This window comes from Jannaschia faecimaris, assembly GCF_900107415.1.
In the GTDB taxonomy this organism is placed as follows: Bacteria; Pseudomonadota; Alphaproteobacteria; order Rhodobacterales; family Rhodobacteraceae; genus Jannaschia; species Jannaschia faecimaris.
This window is the reverse complement of record NZ_FNPX01000012.1, coordinates 41,370-59,312: the sequence shown is the minus strand read 5'-3', so window position 1 is coordinate 59,312 and position 17,943 is coordinate 41,370. Positions and strand designations below refer to the sequence as shown.

Genomic DNA, 17,943 nt, shown 5'->3' with positions numbered 1-17,943 from the left:
ACTCCGGTCAGGACACCATGGCACGACACCGACACCGGAGAGCCCCATGCGCCTTGCAACGCTTCTGATGATCCTGCTGCTCAGCCCGCTTGGGGCCGCCGCGCAGACCCTTTACGTGACGCAGACGAGCGATGGTTTTCTCAACATGCGCTCCGGTCCCGGTACCCGCTTCGATGTGACGCGCCGCCTGTCGCCCGGCGACCGCGTCGATGTACAACAGACCAAGGGCGTCTGGTACTACGTTCGCCTGCCTTCGGGCGATCGCGGGTGGGTATCGGGGAACTATCTGGAGCGCGGCAGGCCCGCGACGGGGCTGCTGTTCGTGGCGCACAGCGATGACGGGTATCTGAACCTGAGGGGCGGCCCCGGCACCAACCACGAGATCGTGCGCCGCATGTATCCCGGCGACCGGCTGGAGGCGCTTGATCGGCGCGGCCGGTGGGTGCAGGTGCGCCATGTTTCAGGAGCCGTGGGCTGGGCCTACGACGCCTATCTGACACGCTAAAGGTCGATGATCCTTACGGTGTGCCCCTTGCAGGCCAGCGCAATCTCACCCTCGCAAAGACGCAGCGCATCAGTTCCGAAGACCTCCTTGCGCCACCCCTTGGCCCAGTCGCCGTCGCGCGTACCCGATGCGATGTCGTCCAGATCGGAAGCTGTCGCGATCAGTTTGGATGCGACGCCCGCACCTTCGGCTTTGGCCTTAAGCAGAACGCGCAGCAGATCGGCAAGCGCGGCATTGATCTGATCACGATTCTTCTGGTTGGGTACTTTGGGCAAGTCATCGCGTCCAACCGCCTGCCCAGCGGCGATGGCGGCAATGATTCCATCGGCAATCGGGCCTTTTCTGGCATCGCGCAGCAAAAGGCGGGCCTTGCCTAACTCATTCAGATCCTTGGGCTTGAGCGCGGTCAGCTCCAGCAGTGCATCATCCTTGTAGACACGGGTACGCGGTACGTTGTTGGTCTGGGCGTATTCCTCGCGGAAGGCGGCCAGTTCGCGTGCAATGCCGATGTAGCGCGGGGACGGATTGCGCATCTTCAGGCGCTTCCATGCGTCCTGTGGCTCGACCCGGTAGGTGCCGAAATCGCGCAGAACGTCCATCTCTTCCTCAACCCAGGGGGTGCGCCCGGTCTTGACCAGTTCTGCGGCCAGATATTCGTAGATCACCCGCAGATGCGTCACATCGGCCAGAGCATAGCTTTTCTGCGCATCCGACAGTGGACGGCGCGACCAGTCGGTGAAGCGCGACGATTTGTCGATCTGGGCCTTGGCGACCTTGCGCGCCAGCGTCTCGTATCCAACCTGCTCGCCAAAGCCGCAGACCATGGCCGCAACCTGTGTGTCGAAAAGCGGCGCGGGGATCGTGTTGCCCTCGATCGCGAATATCTCAAGGTCCTGGCGCGCGGCGTGGAATACCTTCACGACGCCCGTATCGCGGTAGAGGTCATAAAGCGGGGCGAGGTCCATCCCGTTGGCCAGCGGATCGACCAGAACGGCGTCCGTTTCACCATCGCCCGGAAAGGCCAGCTGGATCAGGCAAAGCTTGGAATAATAGGTACGTTCGCGCAGGAACTCGGTGTCGACGGTGACATAGGGGGCCTTGGCCGCCCGGGCGCAGAAGTTTGCAAGTTCTTCGGTGGTGGTCAGCGTCGTTATGGTCGCGGCAGAAATGGCGGTCACCCTTGGAAAATCATTGAGTCCGTTTAGTCGACTTCGACCACGGGGGGAAGGTCCAGACGTGCGCGGTTATCCGCAGCGAACCTGCGCAAAACGGCCGGGTAAAGACGGTGCTCCTGCACAAGCACGCGGGCGGCCAGATCGGCCTCGGTATCGCCCGGCAGGATTGGCACGCGTGCTTGCCCGAGGATCGGCCCGTCGTCCAATTCGGCCGTCACTTCGTGCACGGAACAACCAGCCTGCGCATCGCCCGCCTCGATCGCGCGGGCGTGGGTGTGCAGGCCCTTGTATTTCGGCAGGAGCGAGGGATGGATGTTCAGAATCCGGCCCGCCCATTTCGCAGTGAAGTCGCCTGTCAGGATGCGCATGAACCCGGCGAGCGCGATGATATCGGGGGCGGACGCCAGCAGGCGTGCGTGCAACGCAGCCTCGAACGCGGCGCGGTCGGGATAAGCGCGATGGTCGATGGCGGCCGTCTCGATCCCCATCGCCTGCGCCCTGGGCAGGCCATCTGCATCGGGATTATTCGACGCCACAAGGCAGGGGCGCGCCGGATGATCGCCCACCATGCTCTCGGCCAGCGTCACCATGTTGGAGCCGCCGCCGGAAATCAGGATCGCGACACGCTTCACCGGCTCACCAATTCGGCGTGCCGGAATAGCGTACGCCCGCCCCCGTCGTAACGATACCAAGGCGACTGACCGACTCGCCCGCGGACGACAGCAGTTCAGCCAATGCGTCAGCCCGGTCGGGCGCGCAGACCAGCACCATGCCGATGCCGCAGTTGAATGTCTTGAGCATCTCGGATTGGGCCACGTTCCCCGCTTCGGCCAGCCAGCCGAAGACGGCGGGCGGGGTCCATGACGACAGGTCGATGTCACAGCCCAGATCTTCAGGCAGGACACGGGGCAGGTTCTCGGTCAGGCCGCCACCGGTAATATGGGCCAGCGCGTGCACACCACCGGCGCGAATCGCCGCCAACGCAGGCAGGACGTAAAGCCGCGTCGGAGCCAGCAACGCCTCACCCACCGGACCGTCTTCGAACGGGGCCGCATCGGTCCACGTCAAACCCACATGATCGGCCACCCGACGCACCAGCGAAAAGCCGTTGGAATGCACGCCATTCGACCCCAACCCCAGCAGGACATCGCCCTCGGACACACCTGCGGGCAGGTCGGTTCCACGCTCCATCGCGCCCACGGCAAAGCCCGCGAGGTCGAAATCGCCCGCGTGGTACATGCCCGGCATCTCCGCCGTCTCGCCCCCGATCAGCGCACAGCCCGATGCGGCGCAGCCGGCTGCGATCCCCTCGATGATGGTCGCGGCCTCCTCGGTCAGCAGCTTGCCGGTCGCGAAATAATCAAGGAAGAACAACGGCTCCGCGCCTTGGCAGACCAAATCATTGACGCACATCGCCACCAGATCCACGCCGACTGTATCAAGCTTGCCCGTGTCGATCGCGAGCCGCAACTTGGTGCCAACCCCGTCAGTCGCCGCCACAAGGATAGGATCTTCGTAGCCCGCCCCCTTGAGATCGAACAACGCACCAAAACCACCCAGGCCGGCCATTGTGCCGGGACGCTGCGTGGCCTTCGCGGCGGGCTTGATCCGATCGACCAGCGCGTTGCCCGCGTCGATGTCCACGCCTGCACCGCTGTAGGTCAGGCCTTGTTTTGCGTCCGACATGCGATTCCCCGTTCAATGAGCCGTCTATATACCGCGCGCGGCCTAGCAGGCCCCCCGGCCCGCTTCAACGCTGCTTGACCGCGCCCTTGGCCCCAACCACCACGAACCAGCGATTCGACAGCACGACAATTACCGTGGTGACTGCGATGAGACCTGCTACGAACCCGAGGCTCGCCTGCCCCGCGGCCCCCATCGATGCCAGCCCGATCATTGTCAGGGGAATCTGCACCACGGCGAAAATCAGAGCGGCCACGATGGCAAAGCGCCAAGCCGGCCCGTTCTCGGGTACGACACCACGCTCCTTTCCCCAGGTCTGCCCTGCCACCAGGGCGGCGATCATGGGCGGTATGATTGTCGCCGCACCAGCAGGGATGGGAACGCCCAGCACCCCGAGAAGCACGGCGTTCATCACCATCAGCGCAACAATCCCGCCGATCAGGATCAGGGTGTAGCGCCCGAGGTAGGGCGTACGGGGGGCGGTGTCCGACATATCATTCCTCGATGTTGGCCCCGCAGTCTTGACGGGCGCGGCACGTCTGATACGCCCTAGCGGACGGGGGCCTGTAGCTCAATTGGTTAGAGCAGAGCGCTCATAACGCTTTGGTTGCGGGTTCGAGTCCTGCCGGGCCTACCAAAACTCCGTTTTTCCTTTATGAACAAGCATATAAGGCGGGCCATGCTTACCGCATGGGCCGCTATCCGACTCAACGGCTTACAAGGCGCGTGCCCCACGCCATTAGCCCAGAGTGCACCTGTGCAATAAGTCAACTTGCTATGACCCAAGGTCTTCCACGCCCTACAATTCCTCTCAAAACGAAGCTGTCATCCCTTTCGGAACACTGCCTTTGCAATTCCCTGCCGGGCGCTGAACCCGCGGCACCCCATGGCTCTTGGTAAGTAAGGCCGAAGCTACGCAAGCTGAGCTTCGCTCAGCCGGTACAAGTCGCTCATGTCGCGCCCCCGAAGTTGGGGACTTGAACCAGGCAACCTCGGCAGCCGTAACCAAATCGATGGGTCCTGATCCACAAAGTCCTGTTATATATATTTTTTTTGATCCTGCCGGGCCTACCATTTTCCGTCCCGCGATTGCGGCAGCACGAGTTCTGCCTTCAGGCCACCCATATCCGATTTGCCAAGACGCAGCGCACCACCATGCGCCCGGGCCACGTCACGTACGATGCTCAGGCCCAGGCCAACATTTCCGGCCGTGTTCGACCGCGCGTTGTCAAGGCGCGCGAAGGGCCGCATGGCCTCCTCCCGGTCGCTTTCGGGGATGCCGGGGCCGTCGTCCTCCACGATGATCACCACAACCGACGTCCCGGCCTGAACCGACACCTGCACCCGATTGCCATAACGCAATGCATTCTTCACCAAGTTCGTGACCGCGCGTTGCAGCCCGTCAGGATAGACGTCGGCCTGAACCGGCGCGCCATCGACGGTAATTCCCTGGCCCGGTGCCGCCATGTCTACGGCAGCCTGCACCAGAGGCAAAAGGTCAGCGTTCTTTCGTTCGTCATTTGAGCTTTCGCGCGCGAATTCCAGGAAGGTGTCGATGATCCTCTCCATCGCGGTAACGTCATCGGCCAAGGCTGACGCCTCGGGAGCATCCATCATCGACAGTTCAAGCTTCATCCGCGTGAGCGGCGTACGCAGGTCGTGGCTGACCCCTGACAAAAGCAATGTCCGCTGTTCGATGTGCCGCTCAATCCGGGCGCGCATTTCAAGGAATGCCATCCCTGCAGCGCGCACTTCCGTGGCACCCGAAGGCCGGAAATCTGCGGCTTGGCCCCGCCCAAACGCCTGTGCCGCGCGCGCCAGCCGCCGAATCGGCCGAATTTGCCCACGCATGAACAACGCCGAAACCGCAGTCATGATCAGCGCCGTCGCCATCATCAGGACCAGAAGCTGGTGCGGGTTGGCCGCCGACACGTCGGAACGCGCGAATTGCAGCCCCACGCCGTCCCCGAACCCAAGAACCACGGCCTTGTCTGATGAAACGGTATCTACGGACAGCAGGTCGGGGAACCGCTGCATTAATTCCTCGCGCATGGCGCGACCCGACAGATCCCACGCCCTCACGCGCATCGCCTCGGGCGGATCCACCAAACTGATCTGCAACTCCGACGCCAAGTCGGGGCGCGCACGGACCAATTCGATTTCCCGGCTCATGTTCGACGTCATCTGGACAGTGACATCTTCGTAATGGCGTTGCAGGAACATCACCGCCACGGCAAGTTGCAGCGTGACGACCGGCAGGATCAGGATCAGCGCCGCGCGCGCATAGAAGCTGCGCGGAAGCCAACGCCGCGATGCCGCCCGCCTGAAGGGATCATTGGAGATGGACATGGACGAAGGCTATCCTTCGGGCGAGAGCAAGGAAAGCGGGCTGATCCGCGTGCTGGCCCCGAACCCCTCGCCGATGACATACGGCGGCACGAATTCCTTTGTGTTGGGCCATGACGATGTTGCCGTGATCGACCCCGGCCCTGCAATCCCGGCGCATTTGGACGCGCTTCAGACGGCGATCGCGGGCCGCCCGGTGCGCGCGATCCTCGTTACCCATTCGCACTTGGACCACTCGCCCGGGGCCGAACCACTACGGTCGCGGCTGGGCAATATTCCGGTCTTGGCCTTCGGCGCGTCGCACACCGGGCGCTCCGCGACGATGACTCGCCTGACCCACCTTGGCGGCGGGGAGGGCCTGGACCACAGCTTTGCTCCAGATGCACTGCTGGCCCAGGGCGACGAGGTGGCAGGCGACGGCTGGACGCTGCGCGCGCACCACACGCCTGGTCACATGGCGAATCATCTGAGTTTTGAATGGTCCGAGACGCGCGCCGTCTTTACCGGTGACACGATCATGGGCTGGGCCAGCACGATGATCTCACCTCCGGATGGCGACCTTGGACAGTTCATGGCATCGCTCGACATTCTTGAGGCGCTGGACGCAGCCACCTTCCACTGCGGCCACGGCGGCCCCGTGGGTGACCCAACGGCCCGTTGCCGCGCACTGCGCGCGCACCGTCTGACACGGGAGGCCTCAATATTCGCGGCCCTGCCCGATGCCCCCACGATTCCCGAGCTGGTCGCCCGGATCTACGCCGATACCCCAGCCGCATTGCACGGCGCTGCGGCGCGTAACGTTCTGGCCCATCTGATTCACTTGGTCGAGACCAAGCGCGCCGTCGCCTTCCCAGACGTCGGCCCCGACGCCACATACGAACAATCGTGAAAAAAACACGCGACCCCCTTGCGCGGCACCGCGCCCTTGGCTAATCCCGCCCTCGGTATTCCGGCGTAGCTCAGCGGTAGAGCAGTTGACTGTTAATCAATTGGTCGTAGGTTCGATCCCTACCGCCGGAGCCAAGCATTTGAAGCACTTAGCGCATAACCGCTAAGTGCTTCTTGGTTTTGACGCTCCCCGTTCCCAAAATGGCGTGGCCTGTATGGCCCATCAACGCAGCGCACGTCGTGCTTGCCTGCAAGGCCAGATGCCGCGCTGAGAGCTACTGGGTATTTTTACTCGAGACGAATACAGTCCGGATTCTCAAAGCGAGACTGAGTGGGTTAATTTCGTTGATCCAAAAGGTCGGACTGATCCCCGGAACGATGCTCGCGCCGTTCGCTTCGATCTGCATGACCTGCCCATCGTTGCGAAGACTTGAAAGACAATCCCAATGCGGTTGCGCCGCAGGACCGCTGCGCTAGAAGCGGGGGCATGGATTTTCCACTCCTGACTCCGTTGTCAATCGCGCATCTGCGCGACCAAGGCATCCCCGCGCCGTTCGCTTTCGGCATGGGCGACCGCGTGCGGTTTCATGAACTCGACGTCCTCGAACACGTAAACAACGCCCGATACCTTAGCTGGTTCGAGACAGCCCGCATCGCCTACCTACGCGCCTATGGCATCGGCGATTACTCCCGTACCGGGGAGCGGCCGGTGCTCGTCCTGAAATCCGTGGCCGTCGACTACAAGGTTCCCTTGCACCTTGAGGATGTCTACATCGTGGCCGGCCGCACACGCGCCTTCCGCAACACATCGTGGACGATGGAGTATGGCGTTTGGCACGATAAAAAACTCTGCGCGACAAGCACAGCGGTGATCGTCTTGATGGAGGCGGATTTCGTGACCCGAAAACGGCTGCCCGACAGCTATACGCGCGCATTCAAGGAACGGGATGGTTCGATCTTCGAGGGTTGAGCCGGGGGCAGCCGTGAACCCCGGCATATCATCAAGTCAACGGCGTTAAGTCCGCCATGCCAAAAGCTGGCCAAGCAGAGCTTGCGTCGACGCATCCTTATCCGACGCATCGCCGCCATCCACCAGCGGACCGAGCGAGGTTGCCAGTTCCTTGCCTAACTCCACGCCCCACTGGTCAAAACTGTTGATGTCTAGCATCACGCCCTCGACGAAGACCCGATGTTCATAAAGCGCTATGATCCCGCCAAGCACGTCGGGGGTAAGGCGTGGATAGATAAGCGTGGTGGACGGGCGGTTGCCCTCGAAAACGCGATGTGCTGCCTGACGCTCCAGTTCATCGCCCGAGAACCGGTCGGCGATCAGCGCACGGGCCTCGGCATGACTCCGCCCCTTGAGCAAGGCCTCCGATTGCGCCAGGCAATTCGCAATGAGCAATTTGTGGTGATGGTCCAACCCCGGTTCCGCCCCCATGGCGGCGACCATGAATTCGCATGGTACGGGCGTCTTCCCTTGGTGGATCAACTGGTAGAAGGCGTGCTGCCCGTTCGTTCCCGGCTCTCCCCAGACGACGGGGCCGGCGGGGCCGGGCAGCGGATCGCCGGCCATTGTCACGCTTTTGCCGTTGCTCTCCATCTCCAGTTGCTGAAGATAGGCTGGCAGACGCGACAGCCGGTTATCATATGGCAGAACGGCGCGTGTCGGGTAGCCGCAGACCTGGTGGTGCCAGATCCCCTGAAGTGCCAATAGCACCGGCAGGTTTTCGGCCAAGGGGGCAGTGCGGAAGTGGTCGTCCATCTCCCTTGCGCCCTTGAGAAAAGCGTCGAAATTGCCCGGCCCGATCGCCAGCATCAACGACAGGCCGATCGGCCCCCAGACGGAGTAGCGTCCGCCGACCCAATCCTCGAATCCAAACACCCGCGACGGGTCGATACCAAAGGCACCGGTCTTGTCCTGCGCGGTCGACAGCGCGGCGAATTGTGCGGTCGGATCATCCACCGTATCAGCCATCCAATCGCGCGCGGTATTGGCGTTCGTCAGCGTCTCTATGGTGGTGAATGTCTTGGAGGCCACGATCACAAGCGTTGTGGCCGGGTCAAGCGTCTTGGCCGTATCCTCCCAGTCGGCCCCATCCACGTTCGAAACGAAATGACAACGGGGGCCATCGTGGAACGGGGCGAGCGCCAGAACCGCCATCGCCGGACCCAGGTCCGAGCCGCCGATGCCGATGTTCACCACATCCGTGATGCGCCCGCCCTGCCCCTGAAAGGTGCCGTCCCGCACGTCGGCGGCGAAGTCCCGCATCCGCTCCAGGGTGGCATGCACGCCCGGCATCACGTCCTGCCCATCGACCACCACGGGACGGTTGCCGCGCAACGCGGTGTGCAGGACGGCCCTGTCTTCAGTCGCGTTGATCCTGTCGCCCGCAAACATCGCGTCGCGCCGGCCCGGCACCCCTGAGGCCATATTCAAGAGCGCATCGAGCGCCTCGGCAGTCAGCGCCGTCTTGGACATATCGAACATAAAAGGCCCGAATTCAGCCTTCATTCTCGCAGTTCTGTTATAATTAGCCAATAAATCGGAAATGCGCGCCTTGGGCTGCGCGCGGAGGGTTTCGATCCCGGTCCAGAAATCCATCGTGTCTCTCCTCAGGGGGCCCAGTGAACCACGGCATCCTTCAGGAAGGCCGCAATCGGGGCATCCATCGGGTCTTGGTTGCGCGCGCGCTCCAACACGGTTCGTTTTTCGTCACCCATGATCAGGACATGGGTTTCCATTGCATCGGCCAGCACGCGGCGCGACAGAGTGATCCGCGGCTCTCCGGCCCTCTCGGCGCGCATCGGCACAAGGATCGGCGCATCGGCCGACATGGCAAGGTCGAGTTTGTCGGCACCGGGGAAAAGGCTGGCGGTGTGCATGTCCGCGCCCATACCGAGAAGCAGCACTGAAATCGGCAGTTCGGACGCAAACCCGGCCTCCAGCGCGGGGATGCCTTCCTCAGGCGTATCGGCATCGTTCACCATCGGCACCAGCTTTGCCTTAGATGCCCGATCAGTCAGCAACGTCGCCCGGAGCAGGCTGGTATTTGAGCGGTCGTGGCCCTCGGGAACCCAACGTTCGTCGTTCAGGAACACGTGCACGCGATCCCAGTCGAGCGCGACGCCAGAAAGCATGCGGAACGTATCTCCCGGCGATGTGCCGCCTGGGACACAGAGGCTAACCCAGTCATGCGTCAGCAGACAGTTTTTGAGGTCGCTGGCCAGTGCGTCGGCCAGCCCCATCGCCAGGAGTTCACGGTCAGGATAGCTTCGAAATTCCATCATCCAGTCTCCAGATCACGCCAGCGACGCCCGTCGCGCAACATCATGGCCAAGGCCTCCTCGGGCCCAGACGAGCCTTGCGCATAGGGTTGCGGCTTATCCCCCCGCGCCTCCCAGGCATCGATGATCGGATCGGTCCAAGCCCAAGCGGCCTCGACCTCGTCACCGCGCATGAACAAGGTCTGGTTGCCGCGGATCACATCCATGATCAGCCGCTCATATGCGTCAGGGATTTCTTCCCCGTCCGGGCCAAGAGCGTCGGCAAAACTCATGTCCAACGGCACATTAACCAGCCGCATGCCGCCCGGCCCCGGCTCTTTGATGGTAACCGACAGGTCCATACCCTCGTCCGGCTGGAGCCGAATCGTCAAGGCATTCGCGGTCGAACCTTCGTCACGATCAAAAATGGAATGCGGGGTTTCCTTGAACTGCACCACGATCTCGGACATGCGCTTGCTCATCCGCTTGCCGGTGCGAAGGTAGAACGGCGTGTGTTTCCAGCGCCAGTTCGAAATGCAGACTTTCATCGCGATGTAGCATTCGGTCTTGCTGTCGGGGTTTTCCGCATCTTCGAGGTATGACGGATCCGGCCCCGCCTTGTACTGTCCGCGCACGATATTCTTGGGCGCGACAGGATCCAGCGCGCGGATCACCTTGAGCTTTTCGTCGCGCAGGCGGTCCGGATCAAAGGCCGCAGGCGGCTCCATCGCCGTCAGGCACAGCAGCTGCATCAGGTGGTTCTGCACCATATCGCGCATCGCGCCCGACTTGTCATAGTACGATCCGCGCCCACCGACGCCAACAGTCTCGGCCACCGTGATCTGCACGTGATCGATATACCGTTCGTTCCAAAGCGGCTCGAACAGAACGTTGGCAAAGCGGACGGCCATCAGGTTCTGCACCGTTTCCTTACCCAGAAAATGGTCGATACGGTAGATTTGTGTCTCGTGGAAACTGGCAGCCAGGTCATCGTTGAGCTTTTTGGCCGTCTCCAAGTCGATGCCGAACGGCTTCTCGACCACCAGGCGGCTGTTTTCGCAGGCAATTCCATGGCTTCGAAGCTTTTCGGCCAAGGGCCCGAAAATCGCTGGCGCGACCGAAAAATAAAACGCTTTCACCACTTCGTCGCGGACGCTGGTCTTCAGTTCTTCCCATCCACCTTCGCCCTTCGCGTCGATCGCGATATAGGAGCACTGCGCAATGAAAGCGTCGATCGTGGCGGCGTCCTTCATGGTGTCAGATACGTAGGCCTCGATCGCGTCGCGCACCAGCGTGTGAAATTCGTCTTGCGACAATTCCGACCGGGCCGCCCCGATGACGCGCGCGTCGGTCGGCATCTGCCCGGCAGTGAACCGTCGGTAGAGTGACGGCAGGATCTTGCGCTTGGCGAGATCGCCGGTCGCCCCGAACAGGACCAGGTCAAAGGGATCTACGGGGATCGTGCGGGAGACCATGGATGCTTCTCCGAATTGTGTTACCGCTAACGGGGTTTCGTTACCTGTCGCGTCCCCGCGTGTCTAGCGCTGTTGGGCAGGCTGTCCAAGATGCCAGCCCGGCGGCTGACCTCGCCGCCGCCGACATTTGCCGATACACCGGTCGTTCCGGGAAAACTGGTTGGAAGGCCGCGCAGCACACGCACTGCGAGAAAGGCAAAGGCCTGCGCCTCCAGCATGTCGCCGTTCAAGCCCGCCGCCTCGATAGGGTCGACCCGGGTTGGCAAACCCGCAAGTGCCTCCATGATCGCCGGGTTCAACCGCCCCCCGCCCGTCACCAGCAGGCGTGTCGGCACCGTTGGGCATTGATCGAGGGCGTGGGCCACGCTTGCGGCGATGACAGCCACCCACGTCGCCGCTGCGTGACTTGGCGGCAAAGCGTCTATCGCGGCCCCCGCCTGCCGAAAAGAGTCGCGGTCGAGGGACTTGGGCGGCATTCGAAAAAAATACCCGTTTTCCATCAATTGCGAGACAAGGTCCGCATCAGCCACGCCTTCGCGCGCCAGCGCCCCATCGCGGTCGAACGGTTGGCCAAGCCAATCCATGCAAAGGTCGTTGATCGGCGCGTTCGCGGGCCCGGTGTCGAAGGCCAAAAGCGCGCCCTCGGCCTCCATCGGCTTACCGGGATCAATCCAAGTCAGATTGCCCACGCCTCCGAGGTTCAGAATGGCAAGCGGCTCCGTTGCACCGATCCAACGCGCGCAGGCATGGTGATACGCCGGGGCCAGGGGTGCCCCCTCCCCACCCAAAGTGACATCGGTCGTGCGAAAATCCCAGACAACGGGAATTTCCAGAACTTCGGCCAAGACCGCACCATCGCCCGCCTGATGGGTGCGCCGGTTCGCGGGGTCGTGGGCCAGCGTTTGACCGTGAAACCCCACGACATCCGCGTCAAACCGCGACAACAGCCGCGCATGGCATGTTTCCACTACCTCGGCTGCGGCGGCCACGTCCGGATCTCCCTGCCACTGTCCCACGGCGCGGGCGATGGCGGCGCGGTCATCGGTAGAATATTCCAAGTATCCGTGCGGGCCGAACCCGGCGATGCTCTCGCCGTCGGTCATAACAACGGCAGCATCCACGCCGTCCATCGACGTTCCGGACATCGCCCCTAGCGCACGGATCTGCTCCATCTGGGTTCCCCTCGGCCCTTGCCCGCGCTAAGGCGGGTCACCGCATAGAAATGGACCGAAAGACCCATGACCTACCACCCCAAATCAGACTTCATGCGCGTGATGATGGAGCGCGGCTTCCTGGCCGACTGCACCGACTATCAGGCGTTGGACGAGGCCTTGGTCGCTGGTGTGGTGCCGGGATATATCGGCTTTGACGCGACTGCGACGTCGCTGCACGTAGGATCGCTCATCCAGATCATGATGCTGCGCTGGCTGCAAAAGACAGGGCACAAGCCGATCGTCCTTATGGGCGGCGGCACCACCAAGGTAGGTGACCCCAGCTTTCGCGCAGACGAACGCCCCCTACTGACGCCCGAGCAGATCGACAGCAACATCGAAGGGATCAAGGCGGCGTTCGCCCCTTATGTCACCTTTGGAGATGCACCGACCGACGCGGTAATGGTGAACAACGCCGAGTGGCTGGACGGATTGAACTATTTGGAGTTCCTGCGCGACGTGGGGCGGCATTTTTCGGTCAACCGGATGCTGGCATTCGAGAGCGTGAAATCCCGTCTGGACCGCGAGCAATCACTGTCGTTCCTGGAATTCAACTACATGATCCTTCAGGCCTACGACTTCATGGAACTGCATCGCCGCTACGGTTGCCTGCTCCAGATGGGCGGCAGCGATCAGTGGGGCAACATCGTCAACGGTATAGACCTGACCCGGCGCATTCTGGATGATCAGGTCTTCGGCCTGACCTCCCCGCTGCTGACCACGTCGGACGGCAAGAAAATGGGCAAATCGCAGCACGGCGCGATCTGGCTGAACTCCGATCTGCTGTCGCCCTATGAGTTCTGGCAATTCTGGCGCAACACGACTGACGCGGACGTGGGACGGTTCCTGAAGCTCTATACTGAACTGGATATTGCCGAGTGCGACCGATTGGGCGCGCTTGAAGGGTCCACCATAAACGACGCCAAGATCCGGCTTGCCAACGAGGTGACGACCCTCTTGCACGGGGCCGAAGCCGCCGCAGCCGCCGAGGCCACGGCGCGCGAAGTCTTCGAAAAGGGCGGCGCAGGCGATGATCTGCCGACTGCCACGGTCACGACGGCAGAGGCGGCTGATGGTATCTCCGTGGTGCAACTGATCGTGCGCGCGGGGCTTGCCAAGTCGGGCAAGGAAGCCAAGCGCCTGATCGCGGAGGGCGGTGCCAGACTGAACGACGACACCGTGACGGACGCCGGTCTGGTGCTGGACGCCGCCACACTGTCTGGTCAAGTGAAGCTTTCGGCGGGGCGCAAACGCCACGCCCTCGTAAAAGTTCAAGACTGATCGGAACAAAAACCGGGGTCATCGGTTTTACTATTTGGACGCGCAACACTCACGTACAAAAATTCGAAGGAGGATCGCCATGAGCGCCCCCGACACAAATCTTGAGAAACAAGCGAAAAACCACTTCGGCCCGATCATTGGTATCGCGGCTGGCGTGGTGTTCGTAGGCATACTCCTGATCGCCTATCTGTTCTTCATCGTCTCGCCCGAAGAAAACATGTCGACCGGAGCCGCAGTGCAGACCGACGGCGATGTCACAATCACCGAAAGCGCCGCAGCCACGGAGTAGAACCTAGCAGCGATTGATCCGCTTCATCGAATCATGAAAAAGGCCGCCTCTCAGGGCGGCCTTATGCTTTGTCTGTTGACGAGATCAGTCGGTGACGCGCACGTCCGACATTACGTCCGGCGCGCCGACGACCGCGCCATTGCGACCTTCTCCACGCTTGATGCTGTCGACAACGTCCTGCCCGCCCGTGACGCGGCCAACGACCGTATACTGCCCGTTCAGGTGCGGCGCGGGTCCGAACATGATGAAGAACTGGCTGTTGGCCGAATTCGGGTTCGACGACCGGGCCATGCCGACCACGCCTTGCTCGAACGAAACATCCGAGAATTCTGCCTGCAGGTCGGGACGATCGCTCGCCCCCGTCCCAGCCAGCGACATGTCACCGCCGACGCGCCCATGCTGAACATCGCCGGTCTGGGCCATGAACCCGTCGATAACGCGGTGAAAGACGACGCCGTCATAGGCTCCCGCCTCGGCCAGTGCGGTGATCTGGTCGACGTGACCCGGGGCCACGTCTTCCAGCAAGTCGATGGTGATGGTGCCGTTTGCCTCGCCGGTGACGTCGATTTCCAGCCCAGTCGCGCCGGCCTGACCGGCAAGCGCGACCAGGACGATCGATGCGAGCGTCTTACGCATCGGCGGCGACTTTCACCGAGATCATCTTGTCGGGATTTGCGGGCGGCTCGCCACGGGCGATCTTGTCCACGTGCTCCATCCCCTCGATCACGCGACCATAGACAGTATACTGGCGGTTCAGGAAATGGTTGTCGCCGAAGTTGATGAAGAATTGCGAGTTGGCCGAATCGGGGCTGGCCGATCGCGCCGCGCCAAGCGTTCCGCGATCGTGCGGCACGCCAGAGAACTCCGCCTTCAGGTCCGGCTTGTCCGAGCCGCCGGTGCCGGCGCGCGATGTGTTGCCACCGCCCTTGCCATGTTCTACGTCGCCGGTCTGGGCCATGAAGCCCTCGATCACGCGGTGAAAGACGACGTCGTCGTAGGCACCTTCACGGGCCAATTCCTTCATCCGCGCGCAATGGCCGGGGGCCACGTCGGGCAGCAACTCGATATGGACCAAGCCGTCCTTTAGTTCGATGATAATGGTATTTTCGGGATCTTTGATGTCGGCCATCAGAGCCTCCTGGTGTTGAGTCCGCGCGACATTAATGCGGCGACACGGGATATGAAAGCCGATGTATTTCATTCCCCGCGTCAGGCCCGAACATGCCTGGGCCCGCGCGTCCTGACACGTGCCAACACCGTTTCGTGCGCCAGCATTCACCCCGCTGGACGCAGGAAAGCCCCCATTGCCCAAAGGCCAATCAGCAACGCAGGCACCAGCCGGCCCCTGAAAGAGCCGGTCCGATCAGGAAATCACCTTTAGGGTAAAAGATTCGGCACGATCGTCACGATCGACGGGAACATCCACAGAATCGCCAAGCCAAGCCCTTGGATCATGACAAAGGGAACGACACCACGATAGATGTGCCGGGTTGTCACCTCCGCCGGAGCGACGCCCCGCAGATAAAACAGCGCGAACCCGAAGGGCGGCGTCAGGAACGACGTCTGCAGGTTCACGGCAATCATGATCGTAACCCATTTCGGATCGAAGGTGCCGCCGTAAATAACAGGACCGACAATCGGAATGACGATGTAAATGATCTCCAGGAAATCCAGGACGAAGCCCAGGATGAACAGGACCAGCATGACGATCAGGAACACCTTCAGCTCGCTGTCGAAGCTTTGCAGGAACTGCTGGATGTAATGCTCCCCCCCAAAGGAGATCAGCACAAGGTTCAGCAACTGCGAGCCGATCAAGATGGTAAAGACCATCGACGTTACCTTGGCCGTTTCCCGCACGACCGGCCCCAGGACGCCCGACCGCAACAGAACCCAACTGGCAAAAAGAAGGCCGAGGAACGCCCCGTGAAAGGCCGCCTGCGCGATGAGCAGGGCGATCCAGTCGGCGACCGTTGTCGTATCGAGGCCGGTTCGAAGGTCAAAGTTCACCCCAAAAAGCAGCATCACCACGATGGCGAGCGAGGCCAGCAGGATCGGCGTACCCGCGCGCCCTTCTTCTTGCAGTTTGCGGTAGGCGGCCAACATGATTGCGCCGCCGGCCCCCAAGGCCGCGGCGGGCGTCGGGTTGGTGATGCCCCCAAGGATGGAACCAAGAACAGCCACGATCAGAACCAAGGGCGGAAAGACGACCCGGATCAGATCGTTCTGCGCCAAACGCTTGAACGCGGGCCAGACGCCAACCAGCGTGATCGCAAGCGGCACGGCCATAAGGACGAACGTCGTCCCAGCGGAAGTCGTGGGCGTGATCAGCAACGCGTCGATCACGAAGGCAAGGACGACGCCGCCGGCCCCGATCAGCAAAGGCTTCTCGTCGGCCAGTGGGTTGATACCCTGCGCGGCAGCCAGAACCATTCCCATGCCGATGAACAGTATGGCGATGCCGGTGCCGATGGGCGCGGCCACTGAAACGGCGAGGTTACGGGCTTCGATCAACTCCTCCGCAGTCAACTCGCGGGCCAGCTGTGCACCGCCCGAGGCGTCGATCGCAGCCTGCTGCGCGATGGCCGCGTCCCATGCGCCCTGCCCGTGCAACTCGATCATGGCCGCCTGGCACATCTGGGAGACATTGGTCCGCAGCGACGACGCCTCACCCGCCTCGCTGTACGTGCTTACGGCCACATCCTGTGTACCGATGACCCCGACCATGCCGAGAACGATCCCCCCGATGACCAGGGCCACGGGAACCGCCACGAGCCAGGTCAAGGCATCCCGCTTGGTCGTTGTCGAAACTTGCCCGTCGCCCAACTGCACCGCGGGTGCCTTCGATGGATTCAGAAGCGCAAAGCCGAAGGCATAGGCCCCATAAAGGAATGCGAGAAAGATACCCGGCAGCAGCGCCGCCTGGAACAGAGTGCCGACCGAAACGACCGCCGGTTCGCCCAGGTAGGTCAGAGCATCTGAACAGCCGACGGCGGCGGCACGGTTTTCCTGCGCAGTGGAATAGATATCTCCCGCCAGCGTCCCCAGCAGAACGATCACGATCGAGGGCGGAATGATCTGGCCCAGCGTACCCGAGGCGGCGATCACGCCCGTCGCAAGCTCCGGTGAGTAGTTGTTGCGCAACATCGTGGGCAAGGCCAGCAGGCCCATGGTCACAACGGTCGCGCCGACGATACCGGTGGAAGCAGCAAGGAAGGCCCCCACGATCACGATCGAAACGGCCAAGCCGCCCGGCAGCGGGCCGAAGACGCGCGCCATCGTGGTCAAAAGGTCGTTCGCGATCTTGGAGCGCTCCAACGTGATGCCCATCATCACGAACATCAGCACGGCCAGCAGGGTCTCAATAGAAGCACCGGCGATCACACGCTCGTTCATGCGGTTGACGATAAAGCCGATGTTGCGATCAAGCGCGGTTTCCCATCCCTGCGGGAACAGGGCAACGGCTTCGCGCGGCAATTCGGGATACCTGAAGACAGAGATACTTTCGCGCGCCACGCCCTCGGCAACGAGGGCCGCATACTCGGCACTGCCCGTATCGATCGTCTGGTGGATCAGGATCCCCGCAGAATCAAGCGCGGCGATGATGGCGAAACTGATTGTGCCCGCACCAGCGATGGCAAAGGCCACCGGGAAACCCGACATGATCCCGCCGAACAGGCACAGGAAGACGATGATCAGGCCGATTTCGACCCCGTCCAATCCGAAAAGCATCTCGTCTCTCCCTGCGCGCCCGGCGCGCCCTTGTGTCGTGGGGGGCATTCCGCCCCGCTTGTCGTCGGACCGTTCGGCCCCTGCATTGCCCGAC

At 62.2% G+C, this 17,943-nt stretch carries 17 protein-coding genes and 2 tRNA genes; 7 read left to right on the top strand and 12 right to left on the bottom strand.

What is annotated here, in order from left to right:
• The first annotated feature begins 46 nt into the window (after positions 1-46).
• Positions 47-505 (top strand): SH3 domain-containing protein, encoded by a 459-nt coding sequence (locus tag BLV27_RS12970; RefSeq protein WP_170831449.1) that lies wholly within the window; start codon positions 47-49, stop codon positions 503-505.
• Here BLV27_RS12970 and rnd read toward each other — a convergent pair.
• The 4 genes from rnd to BLV27_RS12950 form a co-directional block, all read right to left on the bottom strand.
• A complete protein-coding gene (rnd, locus tag BLV27_RS12965) occupies positions 502-1,659 on the bottom strand; it encodes a ribonuclease D (RefSeq protein ID WP_092646741.1) in 1,158 nt (385 codons plus the stop codon). The genes BLV27_RS12970 and rnd overlap by 4 nt on opposite strands.
• A gap of 47 nt (positions 1,660-1,706) precedes the next feature.
• Positions 1,707-2,312, bottom strand: coding sequence for a phosphoribosylglycinamide formyltransferase (gene purN, locus BLV27_RS12960; protein ID WP_092646651.1), 606 nt, complete (start codon positions 2,310-2,312; stop codon positions 1,707-1,709).
• A 4-nt stretch (positions 2,313-2,316) separates the two neighbouring features.
• Entirely contained in the window at positions 2,317-3,366 is a 1,050-nt protein-coding gene (gene purM / locus BLV27_RS12955; protein ID WP_092646649.1) for a phosphoribosylformylglycinamidine cyclo-ligase, read from the bottom strand.
• Between the two features lie 64 nt (positions 3,367-3,430).
• The gene (locus BLV27_RS12950) at positions 3,431-3,856 is read right to left on the bottom strand and encodes an ABZJ_00895 family protein (RefSeq protein ID WP_092646647.1); all 426 of its coding nucleotides are present in this window, start codon (positions 3,854-3,856) and stop codon (positions 3,431-3,433) included.
• A 67-nt stretch (positions 3,857-3,923) separates the two neighbouring features.
• On the opposite strand from BLV27_RS12950, the gene BLV27_RS12945 reads away from it, so the two are divergent.
• Positions 3,924-4,000 (top strand) — tRNA-Ile (locus BLV27_RS12945).
• Between the two features lie 431 nt (positions 4,001-4,431).
• On the opposite strand, the gene BLV27_RS12940 is transcribed toward BLV27_RS12945, so the two are convergent.
• On the bottom strand, positions 4,432-5,712 hold the full coding sequence (locus BLV27_RS12940; protein WP_092646645.1) for an ATP-binding protein: 1,281 nt from the start codon (positions 5,710-5,712) through the stop codon (positions 4,432-4,434).
• On the opposite strand from BLV27_RS12940, the gene BLV27_RS12935 reads away from it, so the two are divergent.
• From BLV27_RS12935 to BLV27_RS12925, 3 genes are all read left to right on the top strand, one after another.
• On the top strand, positions 5,711-6,598 hold the full coding sequence (locus BLV27_RS12935) for an MBL fold metallo-hydrolase (protein WP_244504657.1): 888 nt from the start codon (positions 5,711-5,713) through the stop codon (positions 6,596-6,598). The two genes, BLV27_RS12940 and BLV27_RS12935, sit on opposite strands and share 2 nt — an antisense overlap.
• A 59-nt stretch (positions 6,599-6,657) precedes the next feature.
• A tRNA-Asn gene (locus tag BLV27_RS12930) sits at positions 6,658-6,732 on the top strand.
• Between the two features lie 352 nt (positions 6,733-7,084).
• A complete protein-coding gene (locus BLV27_RS12925) occupies positions 7,085-7,567 on the top strand; it encodes an acyl-CoA thioesterase (RefSeq protein ID WP_092646641.1) in 483 nt (160 codons plus the stop codon).
• Between the two features lie 45 nt (positions 7,568-7,612).
• Here BLV27_RS12925 and pgi read toward each other — a convergent pair whose 3' ends face one another.
• From pgi to BLV27_RS12905, 4 genes are read right to left on the bottom strand one after another with little or no spacing between them, the layout of a single operon-like run.
• A complete protein-coding gene (gene pgi / locus BLV27_RS12920; protein ID WP_092646639.1) occupies positions 7,613-9,202 on the bottom strand; it encodes a glucose-6-phosphate isomerase in 1,590 nt (529 codons plus the stop codon).
• Positions 9,203-9,213: 11 nt separating this feature from the next.
• On the bottom strand, positions 9,214-9,888 hold the full coding sequence (gene pgl / locus BLV27_RS12915) for a 6-phosphogluconolactonase (protein WP_342024948.1): 675 nt from the start codon (positions 9,886-9,888) through the stop codon (positions 9,214-9,216).
• Positions 9,885-11,339 (bottom strand): glucose-6-phosphate dehydrogenase, encoded by a 1,455-nt coding sequence (gene zwf / locus BLV27_RS12910; RefSeq protein ID WP_092646637.1) that lies wholly within the window; start codon positions 11,337-11,339, stop codon positions 9,885-9,887. Before zwf ends, pgl begins: the two co-directional genes overlap by 4 nt.
• A gap of 26 nt (positions 11,340-11,365) precedes the next feature.
• The gene (locus tag BLV27_RS12905; protein ID WP_092646635.1) at positions 11,366-12,511 is read right to left on the bottom strand and encodes an anhydro-N-acetylmuramic acid kinase; all 1,146 of its coding nucleotides are present in this window, start codon (positions 12,509-12,511) and stop codon (positions 11,366-11,368) included.
• Between the two features lie 66 nt (positions 12,512-12,577).
• Between BLV27_RS12905 and tyrS the strand changes: the two genes are divergently transcribed.
• Together tyrS and BLV27_RS12895 are read left to right on the top strand one after the other, a co-directional pair.
• Positions 12,578-13,831, top strand: a complete 1,254-nt coding sequence (gene tyrS, locus BLV27_RS12900; protein ID WP_092646633.1) for a tyrosine--tRNA ligase — start codon at positions 12,578-12,580, stop codon at positions 13,829-13,831.
• Between the two features lie 79 nt (positions 13,832-13,910).
• Entirely contained in the window at positions 13,911-14,120 is a 210-nt protein-coding gene (locus BLV27_RS12895) for a hypothetical protein (protein WP_092646631.1), read from the top strand.
• An 84-nt stretch (positions 14,121-14,204) separates the two neighbouring features.
• Here the strand turns inward: BLV27_RS12895 and BLV27_RS12890 are convergent, their stop codons facing one another.
• From BLV27_RS12890 to BLV27_RS12880, 3 genes are all read right to left on the bottom strand, one after another.
• Positions 14,205-14,756: a peptidylprolyl isomerase gene (locus BLV27_RS12890; protein ID WP_092646629.1), complete on the bottom strand. Its 552-nt coding sequence runs from the start codon at positions 14,754-14,756 to the stop codon at positions 14,205-14,207.
• Positions 14,749-15,249, bottom strand: coding sequence for a peptidylprolyl isomerase (locus BLV27_RS12885; RefSeq protein WP_092646627.1), 501 nt, complete (start codon positions 15,247-15,249; stop codon positions 14,749-14,751). Before BLV27_RS12885 ends, BLV27_RS12890 begins: the two co-directional genes overlap by 8 nt.
• Before the next feature lie 248 nt (positions 15,250-15,497).
• Positions 15,498-17,849 carry a TRAP transporter large permease gene (locus BLV27_RS12880; protein ID WP_092646625.1) on the bottom strand — a complete coding sequence of 784 codons (2,352 nt, stop codon included), beginning with the start codon at positions 17,847-17,849 and terminating at the stop codon, positions 15,498-15,500.
• Between the last annotated feature and the right edge of the window lie 94 nt (positions 17,850-17,943).

What these genes read in the sequence shown, in the direction of transcription:
- BLV27_RS12890 (WP_092646629.1), bottom strand. Translation starts at nt 14,756, where the DNA reads ATGCGTAAGACGCTCGCATCGATCGTCCTGGTCGCGCTTGCCGGTCAG.
- tyrS (WP_092646633.1), top strand. Translation starts at nt 12,578, where the DNA reads ATGACCTACCACCCCAAATCAGACTTCATGCGCGTGATGATGGAGCGC.
- BLV27_RS12895 (WP_092646631.1), top strand. Translation starts at nt 13,911, where the DNA reads ATGAGCGCCCCCGACACAAATCTTGAGAAACAAGCGAAAAACCACTTC.
- BLV27_RS12940 (WP_092646645.1), bottom strand. Translation starts at nt 5,712, where the DNA reads ATGTCCATCTCCAATGATCCCTTCAGGCGGGCGGCATCGCGGCGTTGG.
- BLV27_RS12935 (WP_244504657.1), top strand. Translation starts at nt 5,711, where the DNA reads ATGGACGAAGGCTATCCTTCGGGCGAGAGCAAGGAAAGCGGGCTGATC.
- purM (WP_092646649.1), bottom strand. Translation starts at nt 3,366, where the DNA reads ATGTCGGACGCAAAACAAGGCCTGACCTACAGCGGTGCAGGCGTGGAC.
- BLV27_RS12970 (WP_170831449.1), top strand. Translation starts at nt 47, where the DNA reads ATGCGCCTTGCAACGCTTCTGATGATCCTGCTGCTCAGCCCGCTTGGG.
- pgl (WP_342024948.1), bottom strand. Translation starts at nt 9,888, where the DNA reads ATGATGGAATTTCGAAGCTATCCTGACCGTGAACTCCTGGCGATGGGG.
- BLV27_RS12885 (WP_092646627.1), bottom strand. Translation starts at nt 15,249, where the DNA reads ATGGCCGACATCAAAGATCCCGAAAATACCATTATCATCGAACTAAAG.
- pgi (WP_092646639.1), bottom strand. Translation starts at nt 9,202, where the DNA reads ATGGATTTCTGGACCGGGATCGAAACCCTCCGCGCGCAGCCCAAGGCG.
- zwf (WP_092646637.1), bottom strand. Translation starts at nt 11,339, where the DNA reads ATGGTCTCCCGCACGATCCCCGTAGATCCCTTTGACCTGGTCCTGTTC.
- BLV27_RS12880 (WP_092646625.1), bottom strand. Translation starts at nt 17,849, where the DNA reads ATGCTTTTCGGATTGGACGGGGTCGAAATCGGCCTGATCATCGTCTTC.
- BLV27_RS12905 (WP_092646635.1), bottom strand. Translation starts at nt 12,511, where the DNA reads ATGGAGCAGATCCGTGCGCTAGGGGCGATGTCCGGAACGTCGATGGAC.
- BLV27_RS12925 (WP_092646641.1), top strand. Translation starts at nt 7,085, where the DNA reads ATGGATTTTCCACTCCTGACTCCGTTGTCAATCGCGCATCTGCGCGAC.
- BLV27_RS12950 (WP_092646647.1), bottom strand. Translation starts at nt 3,856, where the DNA reads ATGTCGGACACCGCCCCCCGTACGCCCTACCTCGGGCGCTACACCCTG.